A 19925-nucleotide genomic window follows, 5' to 3' on the forward strand; every position below is an offset into this window, starting at 1 on the left:
ATGAGGTCCTACCAACCATACGGGTTTTCGGAAAAAAGCAGCTGGAGGCTCCTTGTGCTACGACACGGCCTCAGGGGCCTAGGGTGGGACGGGCTCTCCAGCTGTACCGCTACCTCAACTTCAACAACAGAATACTCAAGGGTGGGCAAAGCGCAGCGTGCCCACGCGGAGGTAGCAGGCGAAATCGGCCCATCGTCAAGCCCCGCGCCTACCGGTCGCCCCGAGTCCGGTAAAACTCATCAAGTCGCTGCAGGTGACCGCAGGAATGCAGCTGAAATCGGCGCTTCCGGACGGACACTAGCTTAGTCGATGATTTTGAGTTCGACGCGGCGGTTGAGCTCGCGGCCTTCCTCGGTCTGGTTGTCGGCCACGGAATTCGATTCTCCGTAACCCCGGGCTTCGAGCCGGTCCGCGGCGACGCCCTTTCCGGTCAGGTAGTCGACGACGCTTTGTGCACGTTGGTCGGAAAGCTCGAGGTTGTAGGCGTCTGCGCCGCGGGCATCGGTATGACCGGCAACCTCGACCCGAATCTGCGGAGCATCCGTCAGGGCGCCGACGACGCGGTTGAGGATGGTCCTTGCATTGGGGGTCAGGATCGCGCTGTCGAACTCGAACGTGACGCCTTGCAGCACGATGGTGTCGCCAGGCAGGCAGCCGGCCAGCTCCATCTCGGAACCCTCACCGTAGGGCGTGCACGCGGGCGGGGGCAGCGGGCAACCTTGGGGGTCGACCTCTGTTCCTGCCGGGGTGCCGGGGCACTGGTCGGACGGATCGTTGACGCCATCGCCGTCGGAATCGGCGACCGCTACCGGCGGCACGACAACCACTGGTTCGGGTTCGGGCTTCGGCGGCTGCGGGCCCGCGCCCAGCGGAATGAGCAGGCCCAGGTTGAACAAGCCCTCGTTGAGGGCGTTGTTGATGCTGTCTGCTGTCTGGTCGCGGCCATGGATATCGGTGCGCAAGGCGGCCTCCGCGCGCACGGAGATGCCGCTGGCGACAAAATCAAAAGGCCCCAGCAGGTAGCCCAGGCCCAGGGTCAGGAGCGCCGAGTCGTATTCCGGGTCGGCACCAGGATGATCCTCGAAGCGTCCGTAGCCCAGACCCAGCAGACCGTAGACGCTGCCCGAGGTGGGAAACAGGATGCCGCGCAGGCCGCCGCCGACCACCGTGGCGTCGTCGCCGCCGGACTCCGAGTCGTAGCCGGCATAGTTGGCTTCCAGCTCGATGCCGAACTGGGAGCGGAACATCTTGCCGACGACCAGCGTACCTCCCACGGCATCGTCAGTACCGCGATCTTGGTCGGCGAGTACATAGGACGCCATCGGTGATATGTAGAAACGGTTGTGGATGGCCTCCGCTGCGGTTTCGTCGCCGGCCTGCACCACCGCCGACGGGCCGAGCAGCGCTCCGCCCATCAGTCCCGCCATCCATGCGATCAACTGCCTCTTGCGATTCATGAGTCTCCTCCTTGTTTGGCCATGCATGTCGACAACAACCCAATTGCTCTCTGACTGTCGGCTATGGCGCTCTGGCTCTTGGTGCGTGCGGTTCACGGCACGAAGCGCGGCGAGCGCTTCTCGAGAATGGCGGTGATCCCCTCGCGGTGCTCGGGACTCTTGGCTGCGAGCACGAAATGCGAGGAAATCTGGTCCAGATGGCTCAGAAAATCCATGCCTTGCCCTTGGTAGGCCGCGCGCTTGGTCAGCCGCATCGCTGTGGCCGGGCCCGCGGCCAGCCGCCGCGCCAGCGCCCGTGCCTCATCCTCCAGCGCGGCAGCCGGCACGATGCGGTTGAACAAGCCCATGGCCAGCGCGCGCTGAGCGTCCACGAAATCGCCGGTCAGCAGCATCTCCAGGGCTCGAGGCAGACCGATCAGGCGCGGAAGCAGCCAAGCGCCGCCGTCTCCGGGCACCAGGCCGATGCGGATATAGCTGGCGGCCACGCGCGCGTCTTCGGCGCCGATCCGCAGGTCGCACTGCAGCGCCATGTCCAGACCGGCGCCGGTGGCCGCGCCCTGCATTGCTGCGACCACCGGCTTGTCAAGACGCTGCATGAGCCGCGGGATCCGGTGGACGCCGGACCAGAGTTTGTCCTTGTGGATCGACGGCGCGCCGTCCAGCTCGCGTTTCATGTCCTGCAGGTCGCCACCGGCGCAGAAGTGGCGGCCGTTCCCGCGCAGCAGGACCGCGCGCACGGCGTCCTCCGCGATGCAGCGCTCCAGTGCCTGTACCCAGGCGTCGAGCATCGCCACGGTAAAGGCGTTACCGGCTTCCGGCCGGTTGAGCACGATTTCGCCGACGCCATCGGCGACGACAAAGAGCAGCGGCGGGTTCATGTGGGTCTCCGGGCTTCTTCGTCGGGCCGGGAAGCGGCGCGAGCCAGAATGGCATGGGCGCGGTCGACCACGGGCCGGTCGACCATCTGGCCGCCGAGGGCGACGGCCTGTCCCGCGGCGGCGGCATCTGCGGCCGTGACTCGCTGTGCCCAGGTGATCTCGGCTGGCGACGGGGCAAGGCCTCGGTGCACCGGCCCGATCTGCCGCGGATGGATACACAGTTTGCCGGTGAAGCCCAGCGCGGCTGAGCGGCGGGCGTCGGCCTCCGCTACTGCGGGATCGGCGAAGTCAGTGGTCACGCCGTCCACGGGCGGCGGCAGGCCGGCCAACCTGGATGCGAGCACCAGCTGCAGGCGGTAGGGGTCGAGCACCGGCTCATCACCGGGAATGCCCAGATCCAGGCGCAGATCCAGGCTGCCGAAGATTAGCCGCAGCGTCCCGGGAGTGCCTGCCAGGGTGTACACCTCGGCAAGCCCCTTCGCGCTTTCGACAGTCGGCAGCACCGGACGGCCGTTGTCGGCGTGGAGTTCGCGGATGGTCGCCGCTGATTCAGCCTTGGGCAGCACGATCCCTGCGATGCCGGGTGCCGAGCACAATGCACGGTCCGCTTCGAACCACGGGGTCAGCGCGCCGTTGATGCGCAACAACACTGGCCGCGCGGCAGGCAGCGCAGCGGCCACGCAGGCGCGCGCGCTGTCCTTGTCCCCGGGAGGCACCGCATCCTCGAGATCCACGATCACGGCATCGGCACCGCTGGCCAGGGCCTTGGCGATGCGCTCTGGCTGGTTGCCCGGCACGAACAGGTAGCTGCGCGGCGCGCTCATGACAACCAGTCCCGAACCGTGGTCTCGTGCTGCAGATTCCACGCCCGGGCGATCACCGAGCGCATCTCCGCGGGACTGGCGCCGTCGGCAAAGACAGCCAGCCGCTGCGCCTTGTCTTCCAGTTCGGCGCGGCTGAGCGTGTTGCCGGGGTCGCCCTTGGGCTCGTCCATGCGCGCCTCGAGGCTGCGGCCGTCGACGGTCCTGACCCAGACCTTGCCGATCCAGCGTGCCGGGTAGGCTGCGTCGACCTCCGGATCGAGCTGCATGCGCACCTTGTTGCGCAACGCGACCACCCGCGGCTCCAGGTAATGCTGCTCGAAGTCCGGCAATTGCGCGCGCCCGTACACCGCCAGCAGGCCGAGCACGGTGCCCATGGAGAACTTGGACTGGTGGACGGACTTCGGTTCGACGATCGGGCTGAGGACATCCAGCGCACTCTGGTGCACGCCGCAGAGGACATCGGCGATGTCTTCGTGCGTAAGCCGCTCGCGCTGCATCAGCGCCAGCAGGGCATCCCCGGCCGGATGGGTGTGGCGGCAGGACGCATGGAATTTGAAAGAGGACTCGGCCAGCGTCCAGCGGCTGCCCAGACCGTCGACGAGCCTGGCTGGATCGGCGTGCTCGGACATGGCCGCGCCCATGCCGCCCGCGCCCTCGAGCGCGCGGGTCGCGCCGGTGAAGCCGTCGGCCGCCAGTTCCGCGGCGGTGATGCCGGCAGCCGCGGCGTGCGCGCAGTGCAGCTGCTTGGAATGCGCGCCTTCGCGCAGGTATTCCCAGATGCCGCCGGCCTGCGTCGCGGCGCTGCCAAAGGCCCACAGCATGCGTTCGGGATCGAGGTTCAGCAGGCGGCCGGTAGCGGCCGCCGCGGCCAGGCAGCCGGCGGTGGCGGTAGTGTGGAAGCGCTTGTAATGCGCCCGCCCCAGGTACTCGCCGACGCGCACGCCGACCTCGTAGCCGGCGACGATGGCTTCGAGCAGCTGCGCGCCGCTGGCATTGCGCGCTTGCGCCAGTGCCAGCGCCGGTCCGAACACCACAGCCGCCGCGTGAAAGACCGAGCCATTGTGGACATCGTCCTGCTCGACCATGTGCGAGGCAGCAGAGTTCAGCATCGCCGCAAACAGGGCATCAACGCGCCGACGTGAGGTCAGCAGCTCGGCATCGCCGGATCTGGCATGGCGCTCGACCCAGCCCTCCAGGATGCGGATCGGCTCGCCCGTGCGACCAGCGAGTGTGCAGGCGAACCAGTCCAGGAACAGGTCCTCGGCGCGGCGCAGCACGGGATCAGGAATGTGCTCGCACGTTAGCGTTGCTGCAAAGCTCGCCAGTGCGGCGCCGAAATCGTTGGAAGCGGTTGTGGTCATGTCACTATGGCGCGGTCGGGAAAGTGGTCGGTGCAAGGTGCCGTCAGGACTGGGGACTTGCGAAGGATGTGGCATGGGCCGCAGCCAGCGCTGCGCTTTCGGCCTCGCCATAGCCGAGCTCTGCAAGGATCGCGCGGCTGTGCTCGCCCAGCGCCGGCACCGGATCGAGGCGGACGTCGCCGGTGTCGCGGCGGCCCGGCGGAATCAGCGCGGGGAGATCGCCGCCGGGTATCGCCACGCTCGCCCAGCGTCCGCGCGCGGCGAGCTGGGGATGGGCCCAGACATCGTGCACGTCGTTGATGCGGCCGTTGGCGATGCCGGCCTCGTCGAGCCGGCGGATCAGTTCGGCGCCGCCGATGCCGGCAAAGGCTTCGGCGGCCACGGCGTCGATCTCGGCTCGGTGCGCGACGCGCTTTGCATTGCCGGCAAAGCGCGGATCATCCGCCAGCTCCGGGCGCCGCAGCACCTGGCGCGCAAAGACTTTCCACTCGCGGTCGTTCTGCACGCCGAGCAGTACACTGCTGCCGTCGCCGGTGCGGAACGGCCCGTACGGGTAGATCGTGGCATGCGCGGCGCCGGTGCGCGGCGGCGGGCTGGCGCCGTCCATGCCGAAGTACAGCGGGTAGCCCATCCACTCGGTCATCGATTCGAGCAGCGAGATGTCGATGCGTCGACCGCGCCCGGTCCGCGCGCGCTCCAGCAGCGCTGCCAGGATGTTGCTGTAGGCATACATGCCGGCCGAGATATCGGCGATGGAGTTGCCGGCCTTGGCCGGCGCCTCGGCAGGACCGGTGATCGACAGGAACCCCGACTCGGCCTGGATCAGTAGGTCGTAGGCCTTTTTTTCGAGGCACGGGCCTGAGTCGCCATACCCGGAAATGTCACAAACGATGATGCGCGGATGATGTTCGGACAGCACTTCGTAGGACAGCCCCAGGCGCGCGGCGGCGCCCGGCGCGAGGTTCTGCACGAGCACATCGGCCTTGGCCACGAGCTTCATCAGTGCGGCGTGCGCCGACGGATGCTTGACGTCAAGCGTCAGGCTCTCCTTGCTGCGGTTGCACCAGGCGAAGTGCGAAGCCAGGCCGCGCGCGCGCTGGTCGTAGGCGCGGGCGAAGTCGCCGCCCTCGGGGCGCTCGATCTTGATCACCCGCGCGCCCAGGTCGGCAAGATGGCGTGTCGCCAGCGGCGCGGCGATTGCGTGCTCCAGCGAGACCACCAGCAGACCTTCCAGCGGCAGCATCAGAACGACCTCGGCAGGCCGAGCACGTGTTCGGCGATGTACGACAAGATCAGGTTGGTGGAGATCGGCGCCACCTGGTACAGCCGCGTCTCGCGGAACTTGCGCTCGACGTCGTACTCGGCGGCAAAGCCGAAGCCGCCGTGAGTCTGCAGGCAGACGTTGGCCGCCTCGAACGAGGCCTTGGCCGCCAAGTGCTTGGCCATGTTGGCCTCGGCGCCACAGGGTTGGCGCGCGTCGAACAAATCGCAGGCGCGCCAGCGCATCAGGTTGGCCGCTTCCACCTCGATGTAGGACTCGGCGATCGGGAACTGCACGCCCTGGTTCTGGCCGATGGGACGGTCGAATACCACGCGGTCATTGGCGTAGCGGCTGGCGCGGTCGACAAACCAGTAGCCGTCGCCGATGCACTCGGCGGCGATCAGGGTGCGCTCGGCGTTGAGTCCGTCGAGGATGTACTTGAAGCCCCTGCCTTCCTCGCCGATCAGGTTCTCCTCGGGAATCTCCAGGTTGTCGAAGAACACCTGGCTGGTTTCGTGATTGACCATATTGGGGATGGCGCGGATCTCCATGCCCTTGCCCAGCGCCTGGTCCAGGTGAACCATGAAGATCGACATGCCCTCGGACTTACGCCGCACCTGGTCGGCCGGCGTGGTGCGCGCCAGCAGGATCATCAGCTCCGTGTGCCGCAGGCGCGAGATCCACACTTTCTGGCCGTTGACCACGTAGCGGTCGCCCTTCTTGACTGCGGTGGTCCTGAGCTTGGTGGTGTCGGTGCCCGTGGTGGGCTCGGTCACCGCCATCGACTGCAGGCGCCATTCGCCCGTGGCGATCTTCGGCAGGTATTTCTGCTGCTGCGCCTCGGAGCCGTGGCGCAGCAGCGTGCCCATGTTGTACATCTGGCCGTGGCAGGCACCGGCGTTGCCGCCGCAGCGGTTGATTTCCTCCATCACCACGGACGCTTCCGCGAGGCCCAGGCCCGAGCCACCGTACTCCTCCGGAATCATCACGGACAGCCAGCCGGCGTCGGTCAGAGCCTTGATGAAGGCCTCCGGGTAGCCACGTTCTTCGTCGATTCGGCGGAAATACTCGTCGGGAAAGCGGCTGCACAGGTCGCGCAGGGCTTCTCGGATCTCCAGGTGATCTTCGCGGGTCGGCATGAATGGTGTTCGATGGTGGTGGGCCGCCGGGGCCGGCGGGCTCCCCGCAGGCTCCAGACTATCAAGTATAGTCTAACGGACGTTAGAATCGCTTGCTCATTGCCGGTCCGGCAGTTCCACGTAAATCCGTCCGTCCCCTTCGGAGGCGACGAAAGTGCGCAAGCTCGCGCGGCTTGCGTCCCGCCGACAGCAGAGTGTGCGACCAGCGCGGCATCGGCACGCCGGCGAAGGAGTCGACCCAGCCGAGGTTCTGTCCCGTGCACACATCGAGACGCGACCCGTGCCAGGGACATTTGATCGCCTTGCCTTCCAGCGGGCCGCGCGTCAGCGGCATGCCCAGATGCGGGCAGCGGTTCTCGACGGTGTAGACGCGGTCCTCCACGCGGGCGAGCAGCAGGGCCTGTCCCGCGGCCTTGCAGGCTCGCGTCTGGCCTTCGCCCAGTTCATGGGCTGCAGCAACCGAAATCTTGCTCATGTGGGCGGCTCCTGGCCTTGGGGTTGGACGGCGGTCCCGCGCCGGCGCAGCAGGCGCAGAGGGGTGTAGATCAGTATCGTTTCGCCACGCTGATTGAGCACGCGGTTTTCGGTGCGCACCAGGCCGCGGTCCCCCTTGGACGTGAGCCGCGACTCGATGACTTGTGCTTCGACGTGCAGCGTGTCGCCGACGCAGGCGGGGGCGCGCACATCGAGCGCGGCGTGCAGGAAGGCTAATCCTGTCCCCTGCATGGCCGGCGTCAGCAGGCCCTCGGCGACCGCGTACACCATCGCGCCGGGCACTACGCGCGGCGGCAGGGCCATCCCCTGGCGATGTTCGAGATTGGTGAAGACCTCCTCGGTCAGCCAGCTGAAACCGATGAAGGCGACGAGGTCGGCCTCGGTGAGGGTCCGTGCGCAGGTCCGGAAGCGCTCGCCGACGGGTAGATCCTCGAAATGCAGGCCGATGCCGATGGTCCTCATTAGGGCTGCCCCGTTCCGGCGCCGGGTCCGGATTCCGGCGAGATGCCCGCCTCCGCAAGCACGGCCAGGGTGTGCTCGCCCAGCCGCGGCGCCGGGCGCGGCGCGTCGGGTGTCGTCGCCGACCAGCGGCTGGGAATGGCCATCGACACGATCCGGCCTTCGCTGGGGTGCTCGATCTCGCCGAAGAAGCCGATCGCCCGCAGGTGAGGATCTTCCAGCAGGCTCTCGGGCGTGTGCATGGGCATGCAGGGGATGTCGGCCTGCTCCAGCAGCTCCATCCATGCGCCGCTCGTGCGCGTGTGCATCGTGTCCGCGACCCAGCCATACAGTTCGTCGATGTGGCGGCTGCGCGTGCCCAGGTCGCGCAGCCGCTCATCGCGGGTGAACAGCTCGGGGCAGCCGATCAGGCCGCAGAAGCTCTGCCACTGCTTGTCGGAATAGATCAGGGCGCAGAGATAGCCGTCGGCGGTCTGATAGGGCCGGCGCGCATGCGCGAGCAGGCGCGCGTAGCCGGTGGCGCCCAGGGGCGGTACGAAGCTGCGGCCGCCCAGGTGATCGCCCATGACCAGGCCCGCCATGGTTTCGAACATCGGGACGTCGATCGCCTGCCCCTCGCCGCTGCGTTGTCGGTGATAGAGCGCGGCGAGAATCGCGCCGACCGCCGACAGCGCCACCGTGCGGTCGCAGAGCGTGATGGGGACGTAGCGCGGCTCGGCGTTGCCGGCGCGCTGGAACAGGGCCGGTACGCCGACTGCGCCCTGGATCAGGTCATCGTAGGCCGGCCGCCGCGCGTAGGGGCCGCCGCGCCCGAACCCGAACAGGCCGGCATAGATGATCGCGGGGCTGGCGGCCCGCACCGCATCGTAGCCCAGCCCCAGCCGGTCCATGGCTTGAGGGCGCTGGTTATAGACCATCACATCGGCGCGCGCCGCCAGGCGCAGCAGCGCTGCCCGGGCACGCGGTTGCTTGAGATCCAGCACCACGCTGCGCTTGCCCCGGTTGGCATGCAGGAAGATCGCGCCCATGCCGGCTGAGCGCATCGGTCCGATATGGCGGGTGCCGTCACCCCCCGGTGGCTCGATCTTGACGACGTCGGCGCCGTACTCGGCCAGGATCTGTGTGCAATAGGGCCCCATCAGGACGGTGCTTAGATCCAGAACGCGCACACCGTCGAGGGGGCCGCTCATTGCGCGGCCGAACCGTTCTGCTCGGCCAGGCTCCTGGCGCGCTCCCGGAGCACGAACTTCTGGATCTTGCCGCTGGCCGTGCGCGGCAGAGCATCGGCGAATTCGACGCGCTCCGGCCAGTAGTTGCGTGCAACGCCGCGCGCCTCCAGATAGTCGCGCAGTGCGGGCAGGTCGAAATGCTCGCCGGGCCTGAGGGTGACGAAGCAGCAACCGGTTTCGCCGAGCCGCGGGTGCGGCATGGCGACGACCGCCGCGTCGGCGACGGCGGGGTGCCGGTACAGCAGTTCCTCGACTTCGGCGACCGGAATGTTCTCGCCGCCGCGAATGATGATGTCCTTGCTGCGCCCGGTGATCCGCACGTAGCCGTCCGCATCGAGCACGGCCAGATCGCCCGAGTCGAACCAGTCATCGTCGTCCATGCCGTAGTCCTGGGGTCGCCGCAGATAGCCCAGGAAGTTGGACGGCGAATGGATCTGGAGCCGACCTTCGGCGCCCGTGGGCAGCACGCGGTCTTCGGGGTCGACCACGCGCAGGCGCGCGCCGGGCAGGGGCAGACCGTCGGAGGAGAACACTTTTTCGGCCGGGGCGTCGGGAGGCGTGACCGTCATGGCCCCGTTCTCGGTCATGCCGTAGACGGCGACGATCTTGATCTGCAGGCGCTCGGCACCGCGCTCGGCCACGGCCCGCGGGATGGGCGCGCCGCCGCAAACGAACATGCGCAGCGCGACCTCGGCGGGTGGCGGTGCGCTCTCGGCGTCGGTGAGATCGACCAGAAACGGCGTGGCGCCCATGGTGAAGGTGGTGCGATCCTTCTGGATTGCGGCCCAGGCCCGGTTCTTGTCCCAGCTGTCGAGCAGGGTGACGCTGGTCTTGAGCACGATCGGCGCCCACAGACCGTAGAGGAAGCCGGTCTGGTGTGCCAGCGGCGAGCCCATGAAGAAGCGGTCGGCGCCGCTCAGCCCGAGCCGTTCGATGAAGGGCAGCACGTTGGCCATCAGCGTGTTGGAGCTGTGCATCACGCCCTTGGGTCTGCCGGTCGTGCCCGAGGTGTAGAGCACCTGAACCACCTCGTCCGGCCCCGGCGCCTGCCCGGGAACCGGCACGGAAGATTCGGCCAGCAGCGCCTGTTCGAAGCCTTCGGGACCGTCTTCGCCGATGACGACCAGATGCTGCAGATGCGGCAGCCGCGGCCGCAGCGAACGCAGCAGGCCAGCATGGTCGAAGCCGCGAAACACCTTGGGCACGACGGCGACCCGGGCGCGCGCGTCGTCGAGCATGTAGGCCAGTTCGCGCTCACGGAAGATCGGCATCAGTGGATTGCTGGCGGCGCCGCAACGCAGGCAGGCCAGATGCATCGCTGCGAACTGCCACCAGTTCGGTAGCTGGAAGGCGACCACATCGCCGCGCCGGACGCCCATCCGCACCAGGTTGGCCGCGATTCGGCGACTCGCCAGGTCGAGATCGCCATAACTGACGCGGCGCTCGTCGGCGCCGGCCCGGGCGTCCACGATCGCGGTGCGCTGCGGGTCTTCGGCGACCGCCGCGTCGAACCAGTGCAACATCGGGGTGTCCCGCCACAGGCCCGAGGCGCGGAGCGCCTGGGCGCGGGCCGGCCGGATGATCGGATCCAGATCCTCGGTCATAGTGTGTCTCCTCGGCAATGGCCTCGCACGGCGGTGCCATGGATATGACCCGCTCGGCAGCCCGCTTCATAATTAGTTGACTAACCTATCAAACGTTTGTAAGAATTACAAGCATCTAGTGCCTGGAGAGGCTTCGACCGCACGAGCCGCGCAGCGGTCCGGCTGGCCCGGTAGACGGCTTGGAGGCTTCGAATCCGGCCAGGAATTTCTCAGGAGGAGCATCAATGCACAGCGGACCTCGGTCGTGCGGAGTTGCCGTCGCCCCGGTGGCGTGGACATGAATCCGATGTCTTCGCGGGTGTCGACGGCCGCAGCGGACTACCGGCTAAACCGCGAGGCCTACCTCGCGCGCGTTGCCGACCTGCACCGGCGCCGCTCGGTCGCCAGCGCAGGCGGACCGGAGCGCGCGCGCCGTCTGCACAAGGAACGCAAGCAGATGCTGCCGCGCGAGCGCATCACCGCGCTGCTCGACGCCGGCTCGCCGTTCCTGGAGTTCTGTCATCTCGCGGGCGAGGGCCTGTACGATGACGTGCCGCCAGGCGGCGGCATCGTCACCGGCGTCGGCCTGATCGCCGGGCGGCCGTGCATGGTCATCGCCAACGACGCCACGGTGAAGGGCGGTACCTACTACGGCATCACCTGCAAGAAGCATGTGCGCGCGCAGCGCTTTGCCTGGCAGCACCGGCTGCCTTGCATCACGCTGGTGCAGTCCGGCGGCGCCAACCTGCCGGACCAGCCCCATGTATTTCCCGACTGGGGCCAGTTCGGCACCATCTTCTGGAACCAGATCCGCATGTCCGGCGAGGGCATTCCGCAGATCGCCACCGTGCACGGCTCGTCCACCGCCGGCGGTGCCTACATGCCGGCGCTGTGCGACGAGAACGTGATCGTGCGCAACCAGGGCCGCATGTACCTGGGCGGCCCGCAACTGGTGTACGCGGCGACCAAGGACGTGGTGGACGAGGAGACGCTCGGCGGCGGCGAGATGCACTCACGCGTCAGCGGCGTCACCGACTACCTTGCCGAGAACGACGCCCACGCCATCGCCATCGTGCGCGACCTGGTGTCCAACCTGGGTACGCCGCCCGCGCAGCGCTGGGAGGTGCTGCCGGCGCGCCCGCCGAAGTTCGACCCGGCCGAAATCTACGGCATCGTCAGCCGCGACACGCGCGTGCCCACCGACAATCGCGAGGTCATCGCCCGGCTCATGGACGGCAGCGAGTTTCGCGAGTTCAAACCGCTCTATGGCGAGACCCTGATCTGCGGCTGGGGCCGCATCATGGGCTTCGAGATCGGCATCCTGTGCAACAACGGCGTGCTGTTCGCCGAGTCCGCGATGAAGGCGGCGCACTTCATCGACCTGTGCTGCAAGCGCGACATCCCGCTGTTGTTCATGGCCGACGTCACCGGCTTCATGGTTGGGCGCGAGGCCGAGGAAGCCGGCATCGCCAAGCACGGTGCCAAGATGATCACCGCCATGGCCTGCGCGGAGGTGCCCAAGTACACACTGATCATCGGCGCGTCCTACGGCGCCGGGTACCTCGCCATGTGCGGCCGCGCGTTCAAGCCCAATGCCATGCTGATGTGGCCCAGCGGTCGCGCCGCGATCATGGGCCCCGACCAGGCCGCGACCACGCTGGCGATGGTCAAGGACGACATCCACAAGCGCGAGGGCACGAGCTGGACGAACGAGGAGCGCGAGGCCTACATGGCGCCGACGCGCAAGACCTTCGAGGACTTCGCCAACGCCTACAACTTTGCGCGCAACACTTGGTGCGACATGGTCATCGACCCAGTGGAGACGCGCCCGGTGATGGCCATGCTGCTCGAACTCGCCGGCCGTACCCCGGCGCGCGAGACCGAGTTCGGCGTGTTCCGCATGTGAGCCGGCGACCATGAGCATCTTCACTTCACGCGTTTCGACCCAGACCGAGGAATTCGCACGCAACCGCGTCGCCTACCTCGCCCTCATCGACGACCTCCGCCGCCGCCGCGCCGAGGCGGTGATCGGCGGCAGCGAAAAGGCGCGCAAGCTGCACCAGAGCCGCGGGCAGATGCTGCCGCGCCAGCGCATCACCGCGCTGCTCGACCCCGGCTCGCCGTTCCTGGAGTTCGGCCAGCTCGCCGGTGCCGACCTGTACGAGGGCGTGCCGCCGGGCGCGACCATCATCACCGGCGTGGGCATGGTGCAGGGCCGCGCCTGCATGATCATCGTCAACGAGGCGACGGTGAAGGGCGGCACGATGTTCGGCATGACCACCAAGCGGCACACCCGTGCGCAGCAGTTCGCGTGGCGCCACCGCCTGCCCTGCATCACCATGGTCCAGTCCGGCGGCGGCTTTTTGCCCGACCTCGCCAACATTTTTCCCGACGAGGGTCATGCCGGCTCCATCATGTACAACCAGGTGCGCATGTCGGCAGAGGGCATCGCGCAGATCGCCATCGTCCACGGGCCGTCCACCGCCGGCGGCGCGTACATCCCGGCGCTGTGCGACGAGGTGGTGATCGTGCGCAACCAGGGCGCCATGTTTCTCGGCAGCCCGCAGCTGGTGTACGCCGCGACCAAGGAAGTCAGCGACGTCGAGAGCTTGGGCGGCGCGCAGATGCACACCACGGTCAGCGGTGTGACCGACCACATGGCGGAGGACGACGGCCATGCGCTGGCGATCACGCGCGACATCGTGGCGCGCCTGGAGGCGCGCCCGGCGCTGCGCTGGGAGCTGGTCGCGCCGCGCGCGCCGAAGTATCGCGCCGAGGAGATCTACGGCCTGTTCAACGCCGACCGGCGCATTCCCAACAACACGCGCGAGATCCTCGCGCGGCTCACTGACGGCAGCGAACTGCAAGAGTTCAAGCCGCTGTTCGGCGACACGCTGATCTGCGGGTTCGCGCACGTGCACGGCTACCCGGTGGGCATCCTGGCGAGCAACGGCGTGATGTTCTCCGAGAGCGCGGTCAAGGGCGCGCATTTCATTGAGATGTGCTGCAAGCGCGACATCCCGCTGTGGTTCATCGTCGACACGCCGGGTTTCATGGTCGGCACCGCGGCCGAGCGCGGCGGCATCGCCAAGCACGGCGCCAAGTTCATGACCGCGATGGCCTCGGCCAACGTGCCCAAGTACACACTGATCACCGGCGGTTCCTATGCCGCGGCCTACCTGGCCATGTGCGGCCGCGGCTTCGACCCGCACTGCATGATGATGTGGCCCACCGGGCATTCAGCGCTGATGGGCCCCGAGCAGGCGGTCACCACGCTGACCATGGTGCGCGAGACCATCCACAAGCGCGAGGGCACGAGCTGGACCGACGCCGAGCGCGAGGCCTTCCAGGCCCCGGTGCGCAAGGACTTCACCGAGTTCGCCAGCCCCTACAACTTCGCCCGCCACCTGTGGTGCGACATGGTCATCGAGCCGGCCGAGACGCGCGAGGTGATGGCGCTGCTGCTGGACCTGGCCGGTCGCACCCGGGCCATTCCCACGCGCATGGGCGTGTTCCGCATGTGAGGCGCGCGCCGCGCGCCCCGTTCTCCAATACCGATTCCGAGTCCGCACTGCGAGTTCCGCATGTTCAAGAAGATCCTGATTGCCAACCGCGGCGAGATCGCCTGCCGCATCGCCCGGACCTGCCGTCGCCTGGGCGTGGCGGTGGCCGGCGTGCATTCCACCGCCGACCGCGACGGCCTGCACGTGCGCGAGATCGGCCAGAGCATCGAGATCGGCGGCGCGCCGGCCGCAGAGAGCTACCTGCGCATCGAGCGCGTGATCGAGGCGGCGAAGAGTGTGGGCGCGCAGGCGATCCATCCGGGCTTTGGGTTCCTGGCCGAGAACGCCGCGTTCGCGCGCGCCGTCGAGGCGGCGGGTCTGGCCTTCATCGGTCCCACGCCCGAGGTCATCGACCGGCTCGGCGACAAGGCCCTGGCCAAGCACGAGGCGATCGCCGCCGGGGTGCCGGTGGTCCCGGGCAGCGAGGGCGCCAGCGAGGATGCCGCGCGCATTGAGCAGACCGTGCGCGGCCTGGCCCTGCCGGTGATGCTCAAGGCGGCGGCCGGCGGCGGAGGCAAGGGCATGCGCGTGCTGCGCACGCTCGAGGGCCTTGCGGCCGAGATCGAATCGGCGATGCGCGAGGCCAAGAACTCCTTCGGCTCGCCCGCGCTGATCGTCGAGCAGATGATCGAGCACGCGCGCCACATCGAGGTACAGATCGTCGGCGACGGGCAGGGCAAGGTACTGCACCTGTTCGAGCGCGAATGCACCCTGCAGCGCCGTCATCAAAAACTGATCGAGGAAGCGCCCGCGGCGCCGCTGGCGCCGGGCGTGCGCGAGCGCCTGCTGGCCGACGCGGTGCGCCTCGGCGAGCGGCTCCAGTACCGCAACGTCGGCACGGTGGAATTCATCGTGCAGGGCGAGCGCTACTACTTCCTGGAAGTGAACCCGCGCCTGCAGGTGGAGCATCCGGTCACCGAGGAAATCACCGGCCTGGACGTGGTGGAGCTGATGCTGCGCATCGCCGCCGGCGAGGGCCTGGCGCTGGAGCAGGCGCAGGTGCAGCTGCGCGGCCACGCGGTGGAGACGCGCATCTGCGCCGAGGACGCCGCCGCCAACTTCCTGCCCTCCACCGGCCGGCTGGCCTACGTGCGTTTCCCGGAGCATGGCGTGCGTGTGGAGGCCGGCGTCGACAGCGGCAGCGAGGTCACGCCCTGGTACGATCCGATGATCGCCAAGCTCATCACCCACGCGCCCACGCGGGGCCAGGCCCTGGACCGCATGGCCCTGGCGCTGGACGAGATGAGCGTCTTCGGCGTGGTCACCAACCGAGACTTCCTCAAGAAGCTGCTGTCGCTGGACGAGACGCGCGACGCCAGCTTCCACACACGGCTGATCGACGAGCGCATCGCCGGCTGGAACCTGGGCATGGATACGCAGCGCCAGGACGCGCTGGCGGTGGCCGCCTATGCCTGGCTGATGCAGCAGCGCGCCGCGTCGCCGGCCGGCGTCTGGTCTTCCGCTGCCCTCACCGGCTGGCAGATGGCTGACGACGGCGTCGGCCTGGCGCCGATTCCCGCGCTGCACCTGCACGGCGCGCAGGGTTCGGCGGCGATCCGCTTCGCGCCGCTCTCCGCCGACGGCACGCTGCGCCTGGCGGTGGACGAGCAGACCCTGGAACTGGACCTGCGCGCGCTGGGCGACGGCCGCTACCTCGCCATCCTCGGCACGCGGCGCTTCAACGTGCGCGTGGTGACCGACGGTGTCGCGGTGCACGTGCAGGATGAGGCCGGCACGCACAGCTTCGAGGCCCTGCCGTATCTCAGCTACATCAGCGCCAGCACCGAGGCCAGCGGCGAACTGCGCGCGCCGATGATGGGCATGATCCTCAAGGTCAACGTCAAGGCCGGCGACGCGGTGAAGGCCGGCGACGTGGTGGCCGTGCTCGAATCCATGAAGATGGAGATGCGCATCTGCGCCGAGGCCGACGGCGTGGTAGAGTCCACGCACTGCACTGAAGGCCAGACCGTGGAGCGCAATGCGGTGGTGGTCAGAATCGGCAAGGCGGCCTGAGACGCTCATGAAAGTCTGGGACGCTCATGAAAGCCTGAGACGCTCATGAAAACCTTTGAAACGATCAAGCTCGACTTCGACGAAGCGGGCGTCGCGCGCCTCACGCTCGCTCGCCCGGACGTACACAACGCGCTCAATCCCACGATGTTCGCGGAGCTGTCCGCCGCGCTGGACCTCGTGGAAGCCGACCCGGCTGCGCGCGTGCTCGTGCTCTCCGGCGAGGGCGAGAGCTTCTGCGCCGGCGGCGACTTCCGCTGGCAGCAGAGCCAGCGCGATCAGCCGCGCAGCGAGCGCATCCGCAACGGCCGGCCGCTGGCGGACATCCTCGCGCGCATCGACAGCTTTCCGCGCCTGGTCATCGGCCGCATCAACGGCCCGGCCTACGGCGGCGGCGTGGGCATGATCTCGGTCTGCGACGTGGCTGTGGCGGTGGACAGCGCGCGCTTCGCGCTCACCGAGGTGCGCCTGGGCCTGGTGCCGGCCACGATTTCGCCCTACGTCGCCGCCAAGCTGGGCGCGAGCCAGGTACGCCGAGTGATGCTCAACGCCAGGCCGATGAGCGCCGCCGAGGCGCAGCGCCTGGGCCTGGTGCACGAGGTGGTGAGCGCCGCGCGGCTCGATGCCGCCATTGACGCCGAACTGGACCTGGCGCTGTCCTGCGCGCCAGGCGCGGTGGCCATGACCAAGCGCCTGACGCACTACGTGCTGCGCCACGATGAGGCCGACAACCTGATCTACACCGTGGACCGCCTCGCCGACTTCTGGGAAACCGCCGAGGCCAAGGAAGGCATGCAGAGTTTTTTCGAGAAGCGCAAGCCGAGCTGGCACCGCCGTCACGAGCCGCGCGGCTGAGCCAGAACCATGAACAGCAAACCTTTCGACTGGACCCCCACGCCTGAGCTGATTCGCGGCAGCGTGCTCACCGCCTTCCTGCAAAAGGTCGGCGAGTCGGACTACGAGTCGCTGTGCGCGCGCGCCGACGCCGATCCGGGCTGGCTGATGGAGCAGGTGTTCGCGTTCTGCGACTTCCGCTTCTATACACCGCCGTCGCAGATGCTCGACACCTCGCGCGGCGAGCCGCGGGCGCGCTGGTGCGTGGGCGCCACGACAAACATGGTGCTCAACTGCATCGACCGGCACCGCGGCACGCCGGCCTGGGACCGCCCCTTCCTGCTATGGGAAGGCGAGCAGCCCGAGGAACAGCGCACGCTGACCTACGCGGAGTTCGACGCCGAGGTCTGCCGACTCGCCGGCGCGCTGCGCGCGCAGGGCATCGCCAAGGGCGACGTGGTGGGCATCTACATGCCCAACCTCCCGGAGACCTTCGTCGCCTTCTTCGCCATCCTCAAGATCGGCGCCATCGTGATGCCGCTGTTCTCGGGCTTCGGCCCACAGCCGATCATCACGCGACTCAACGACGGCGGCGCGCGCGCGGTGATCACCGCCGACGGCACCTGGCGGCGCGGACAGGTCGGCGCGATGAAGACGGTGCTGGACGATGCCCTGCGCGAGGTGCCCAGCGTGCAGTCGGTGATCGTCGTGCGCCGCATGGGCGAGACGCTGGACACGCCGATGCAGGCCGGCCGTGACCGCTGGTGGCACGACTGCGTCCCCGTCCAGCCCGCCACGCTCGCCACCGAGCCGATGGACGCCTCCGACGCCGCCGTACTGCTGTACACCAGCGGCACCACCGGCAAGCCCAAAGGCTGCGTGTGGACGCACGTGAGCTTCCTCGGCTCCATGGTCACGCGCGACATGCACATCTGCGGCGACTTCCGTGGCAGCGACCGCTACTTCTTCCTCAGCGACATGGGCTGGATGGTCGGCGCGATGTGCGCCTGCATCCCCAGCTACTTCGGCGGCAGCCTGCTGGTGGCCGAGGGCACACCGGACTACCCCGACACCGGCCGCTTCTGGCGCCTGGTGCAGAACCACAAGATCACCTACCTGGGCGTCGCGCCCACGCTGATCCGCAACCTGATGCGCTACGGCGACGAGGAGGTGGAGCGTTACGACCTGTCCAGCCTGCGCCTGCTGAGCTCGGGCGGGGAGGCCTGGACCGCCGCGCCCTGGCGCTGGTTCTTCGAGCACGTCGGCAAGGGCCGGCTGCCGATTCTCAACATCGCCGGCGGCACCGAGGTGGGCGGCTGCAACCTGGTGTCCACGCTGCACCACCCGCAGCGGCCGAGTTCCTTTGCCGGCCCGGCGCTGGGCGTGAACCTGGCCATCGTCGACGAATCCGGCCAGCCGGTGCCGGGCGGCGTGGTGGGTGAGCTGGTGCTGCGCCGCGCCAACATCGGCATGACCAGGAGCCTGTGGAAGGACGACGCGCGCTACCTGGACAGCTACTGGAACCAGATGCCCGGACTGTGGGTGCATGGCGACTTCGTGCGCCGCGACCCCGACGGCATGTACTACATCCTGGGCCGCTCCGACGACACCATCAAGGTTTCCGGCAAGCGCACCGGGCCGACGGAACTCGAGAACCTGCTCACCGCCACCGGTACGGTGTCGGAAGTGGCGGTGATCGGCGTACCCGACGAATCCAAGGGCTCGGCCCTGGTCTGCGTCTGCGTGCCGATGCCGGGCGTGAACGCCGACGATGCGCTGCGCCAGCGTCTGTCGAAGGCAGTGGTCGAGGGCATGGGAACGTCCTACCGGCCCAAGGCCGTGGTGTTCGCCGACGAACTGCCCAAGACGCGCAACCTCAAGGTGATGCGCCGCGTGGTGCGCGCGGTGTACCAGAATGGCGATCCGGGCGATCTGTCCGCGCTGGTCAACCCACACACCGTGGACGATCTGCGTCGCCGTTTCGCTTCCTGAACATCCGGAGTCACTCAACATGTCGAGTCCCCAGACCGAAGCCCCGACCCTGCTGCTTCGCCAGGAAGGCGGCCGGCTGTTCGTTACCTTCAACCGCCCCGAGCGCCGCAACGCGCTCAACGACGTCATGCTGCTGGAGCTGGAGCAGCTCATCACGCGGCTGGAGGAGGACGCCAGCGTGCGCGCGGTGATCTTCCGCGGCGCCGGCGGGCACTTCTGCGCCGGCGGCGACATCCGCGAGCGCCGCCAGCAGACCACCGCCTCGCGTCCCGGCGTGGACATCGCCATGGAGCGAAACATCCGCGCCGGGCGCATGTTCCTGCGCCTGGCCAACCTGCCGCAGACCACCGTGTGCGTCGTCGAGGGCTACGCGCTGGGTGGCGGCTTCGGCTTTGCCTGCACCTTCGACATCTGCCTGGTGATGCACGACGTGCAGATCGGCATGGCCGAGACGCGCATCGGCGTCGCGCCGGCGCAGATCGCGCCGCAGGTGGTGCGCCGCGTGGGCCTGTCCAATGCGCGCTACCTGGGCCTGACCGGCCGCCGCCTCAACGGCGAGGAGGCCGTGCGTCTGGGCGTGGCGCACGACGTGGCGTGCAGCGCGGAGGAGCTGGACCAGAAGCTCGCCCGCCTGCTCGACGACATCGACGCCTGTGGCCCGCAGGCCTGCGCCGCGACCAAGGCGATCATGAACCGCGTCGGCGAGATCCCGCTGGATGCCCTGATCGAATACGCCGGCCGCCGCTTCGGCGAGCTCAACCGCGGCCCCGAGGGCATCGAGGGGCAGCAGGCCTTCCTGGAAAAGCGCAAGCCTCGCTGGCCGAGCCTCACGGGCTGAGG

At 68.4% G+C, this 19925-nt stretch carries 16 protein-coding genes; 6 read left to right on the forward strand and 10 right to left on the reverse strand.

Going from position 1 to position 19925, the window contains the following annotated elements; all coding sequences use genetic code 11:
- Positions 1-302: 302 nt before the first annotated feature.
- The 10 genes from RM530_RS03235 to RM530_RS03280 form a co-directional block, all read right to left on the reverse strand.
- Positions 303-1457, reverse strand: a complete 1155-nt coding sequence (locus RM530_RS03235; protein ID WP_311363768.1) for an OmpA family protein — start codon at positions 1455-1457, stop codon at positions 303-305.
- A 92-nt stretch (positions 1458-1549) separates the two neighbouring features.
- Positions 1550-2335 carry an enoyl-CoA hydratase/isomerase family protein gene (locus RM530_RS03240; RefSeq protein ID WP_311363769.1) on the reverse strand — a complete coding sequence of 262 codons (786 nt, stop codon included), beginning with the start codon at positions 2333-2335 and terminating at the stop codon, positions 1550-1552.
- Complete coding sequence (locus RM530_RS03245; protein ID WP_311363770.1) at positions 2332-3159, reverse strand: HpcH/HpaI aldolase/citrate lyase family protein; 828 nt, start codon at positions 3157-3159, stop codon at positions 2332-2334. The genes RM530_RS03240 and RM530_RS03245 overlap by 4 nt, the downstream gene beginning before the upstream one ends.
- Positions 3156-4520: an MmgE/PrpD family protein gene (locus tag RM530_RS03250; protein WP_349256157.1), complete on the reverse strand. Its 1365-nt coding sequence runs from the start codon at positions 4518-4520 to the stop codon at positions 3156-3158. The genes RM530_RS03245 and RM530_RS03250 overlap by 4 nt, the downstream gene beginning before the upstream one ends.
- A 43-nt stretch (positions 4521-4563) precedes the next feature.
- Positions 4564-5763 carry a CaiB/BaiF CoA transferase family protein gene (locus RM530_RS03255; RefSeq protein WP_311363772.1) on the reverse strand — a complete coding sequence of 400 codons (1200 nt, stop codon included), beginning with the start codon at positions 5761-5763 and terminating at the stop codon, positions 4564-4566.
- Complete coding sequence (locus tag RM530_RS03260) at positions 5763-6920, reverse strand: acyl-CoA dehydrogenase family protein (RefSeq protein WP_311363773.1); 1158 nt, start codon at positions 6918-6920, stop codon at positions 5763-5765. The genes RM530_RS03255 and RM530_RS03260 overlap by 1 nt, the downstream gene beginning before the upstream one ends.
- An 82-nt stretch (positions 6921-7002) precedes the next feature.
- Complete coding sequence (locus RM530_RS03265) at positions 7003-7395, reverse strand: Rieske (2Fe-2S) protein (protein WP_311363774.1); 393 nt, start codon at positions 7393-7395, stop codon at positions 7003-7005.
- Complete coding sequence (locus RM530_RS03270) at positions 7392-7877, reverse strand: FAS1-like dehydratase domain-containing protein (RefSeq protein ID WP_311363775.1); 486 nt, start codon at positions 7875-7877, stop codon at positions 7392-7394. Before RM530_RS03270 ends, RM530_RS03265 begins: the two co-directional genes overlap by 4 nt.
- The gene (locus RM530_RS03275; RefSeq protein WP_311363776.1) at positions 7877-9064 is read right to left on the reverse strand and encodes a CaiB/BaiF CoA transferase family protein; all 1188 of its coding nucleotides are present in this window, start codon (positions 9062-9064) and stop codon (positions 7877-7879) included. Before RM530_RS03275 ends, RM530_RS03270 begins: the two co-directional genes overlap by 1 nt.
- The gene (locus RM530_RS03280) at positions 9061-10707 is read right to left on the reverse strand and encodes an AMP-binding protein (protein ID WP_311363777.1); all 1647 of its coding nucleotides are present in this window, start codon (positions 10705-10707) and stop codon (positions 9061-9063) included. The genes RM530_RS03275 and RM530_RS03280 overlap by 4 nt, the downstream gene beginning before the upstream one ends.
- 277 nt (positions 10708-10984) lie before the next feature.
- On the opposite strand from RM530_RS03280, the gene RM530_RS03285 reads away from it, so the two are divergent.
- From RM530_RS03285 to RM530_RS03310, 6 genes are read left to right on the forward strand one after another with little or no spacing between them, the layout of a single operon-like run.
- The gene (locus RM530_RS03285; protein WP_311363778.1) at positions 10985-12592 is read left to right on the forward strand and encodes an acyl-CoA carboxylase subunit beta; all 1608 of its coding nucleotides are present in this window, start codon (positions 10985-10987) and stop codon (positions 12590-12592) included.
- 10 nt (positions 12593-12602) lie between these two features.
- Positions 12603-14210: an acyl-CoA carboxylase subunit beta gene (locus RM530_RS03290; protein ID WP_311363779.1), complete on the forward strand. Its 1608-nt coding sequence runs from the start codon at positions 12603-12605 to the stop codon at positions 14208-14210.
- Positions 14211-14270: 60 nt separating this feature from the next.
- Positions 14271-16262, forward strand: a complete 1992-nt coding sequence (locus RM530_RS03295; protein ID WP_311363780.1) for an ATP-binding protein — start codon at positions 14271-14273, stop codon at positions 16260-16262.
- 45 nt (positions 16263-16307) lie between these two features.
- Complete coding sequence (locus RM530_RS03300) at positions 16308-17114, forward strand: enoyl-CoA hydratase-related protein (RefSeq protein ID WP_311363781.1); 807 nt, start codon at positions 16308-16310, stop codon at positions 17112-17114.
- Between the two features lie 9 nt (positions 17115-17123).
- Positions 17124-19085: an AMP-binding protein gene (locus RM530_RS03305; protein WP_311363782.1), complete on the forward strand. Its 1962-nt coding sequence runs from the start codon at positions 17124-17126 to the stop codon at positions 19083-19085.
- A gap of 19 nt (positions 19086-19104) precedes the next feature.
- Positions 19105-19923: an enoyl-CoA hydratase/isomerase family protein gene (locus RM530_RS03310; RefSeq protein ID WP_311363783.1), complete on the forward strand. Its 819-nt coding sequence runs from the start codon at positions 19105-19107 to the stop codon at positions 19921-19923.
- Positions 19924-19925: the final 2 nt, after the last annotated feature.

Origin of the sequence: Banduia mediterranea (assembly GCF_031846245.1) — a bacterium.
GTDB lineage: Bacteria > Pseudomonadota > Gammaproteobacteria > Nevskiales > Nevskiaceae > Banduia > Banduia mediterranea.

Excerpts from the sequence above, each read along its gene's own strand:
- RM530_RS03235 (WP_311363768.1), bottom strand. The coding sequence starts at position 1,457 with ATGAATCGCAAGAGGCAGTTGATCGCATGGATGGCGGGACTGATGGGC.
- RM530_RS03240 (WP_311363769.1), bottom strand. The coding sequence starts at position 2,335 with ATGAACCCGCCGCTGCTCTTTGTCGTCGCCGATGGCGTCGGCGAAATC.
- RM530_RS03245 (WP_311363770.1), bottom strand. The coding sequence starts at position 3,159 with ATGAGCGCGCCGCGCAGCTACCTGTTCGTGCCGGGCAACCAGCCAGAG.
- RM530_RS03250 (WP_349256157.1), bottom strand. The coding sequence starts at position 4,520 with ATGACCACAACCGCTTCCAACGATTTCGGCGCCGCACTGGCGAGCTTT.
- RM530_RS03255 (WP_311363772.1), bottom strand. The coding sequence starts at position 5,763 with ATGCTGCCGCTGGAAGGTCTGCTGGTGGTCTCGCTGGAGCACGCAATC.
- RM530_RS03260 (WP_311363773.1), bottom strand. The coding sequence starts at position 6,920 with ATGCCGACCCGCGAAGATCACCTGGAGATCCGAGAAGCCCTGCGCGAC.
- RM530_RS03265 (WP_311363774.1), bottom strand. The coding sequence starts at position 7,395 with ATGAGCAAGATTTCGGTTGCTGCAGCCCATGAACTGGGCGAAGGCCAG.
- RM530_RS03270 (WP_311363775.1), bottom strand. The coding sequence starts at position 7,877 with ATGAGGACCATCGGCATCGGCCTGCATTTCGAGGATCTACCCGTCGGC.
- RM530_RS03275 (WP_311363776.1), bottom strand. The coding sequence starts at position 9,064 with ATGAGCGGCCCCCTCGACGGTGTGCGCGTTCTGGATCTAAGCACCGTC.
- RM530_RS03280 (WP_311363777.1), bottom strand. The coding sequence starts at position 10,707 with ATGACCGAGGATCTGGATCCGATCATCCGGCCGGCCCGCGCCCAGGCG.
- RM530_RS03285 (WP_311363778.1), top strand. The coding sequence starts at position 10,985 with ATGAATCCGATGTCTTCGCGGGTGTCGACGGCCGCAGCGGACTACCGG.
- RM530_RS03290 (WP_311363779.1), top strand. The coding sequence starts at position 12,603 with ATGAGCATCTTCACTTCACGCGTTTCGACCCAGACCGAGGAATTCGCA.
- RM530_RS03295 (WP_311363780.1), top strand. The coding sequence starts at position 14,271 with ATGTTCAAGAAGATCCTGATTGCCAACCGCGGCGAGATCGCCTGCCGC.
- RM530_RS03300 (WP_311363781.1), top strand. The coding sequence starts at position 16,308 with ATGAAAACCTTTGAAACGATCAAGCTCGACTTCGACGAAGCGGGCGTC.
- RM530_RS03305 (WP_311363782.1), top strand. The coding sequence starts at position 17,124 with ATGAACAGCAAACCTTTCGACTGGACCCCCACGCCTGAGCTGATTCGC.
- RM530_RS03310 (WP_311363783.1), top strand. The coding sequence starts at position 19,105 with ATGTCGAGTCCCCAGACCGAAGCCCCGACCCTGCTGCTTCGCCAGGAA.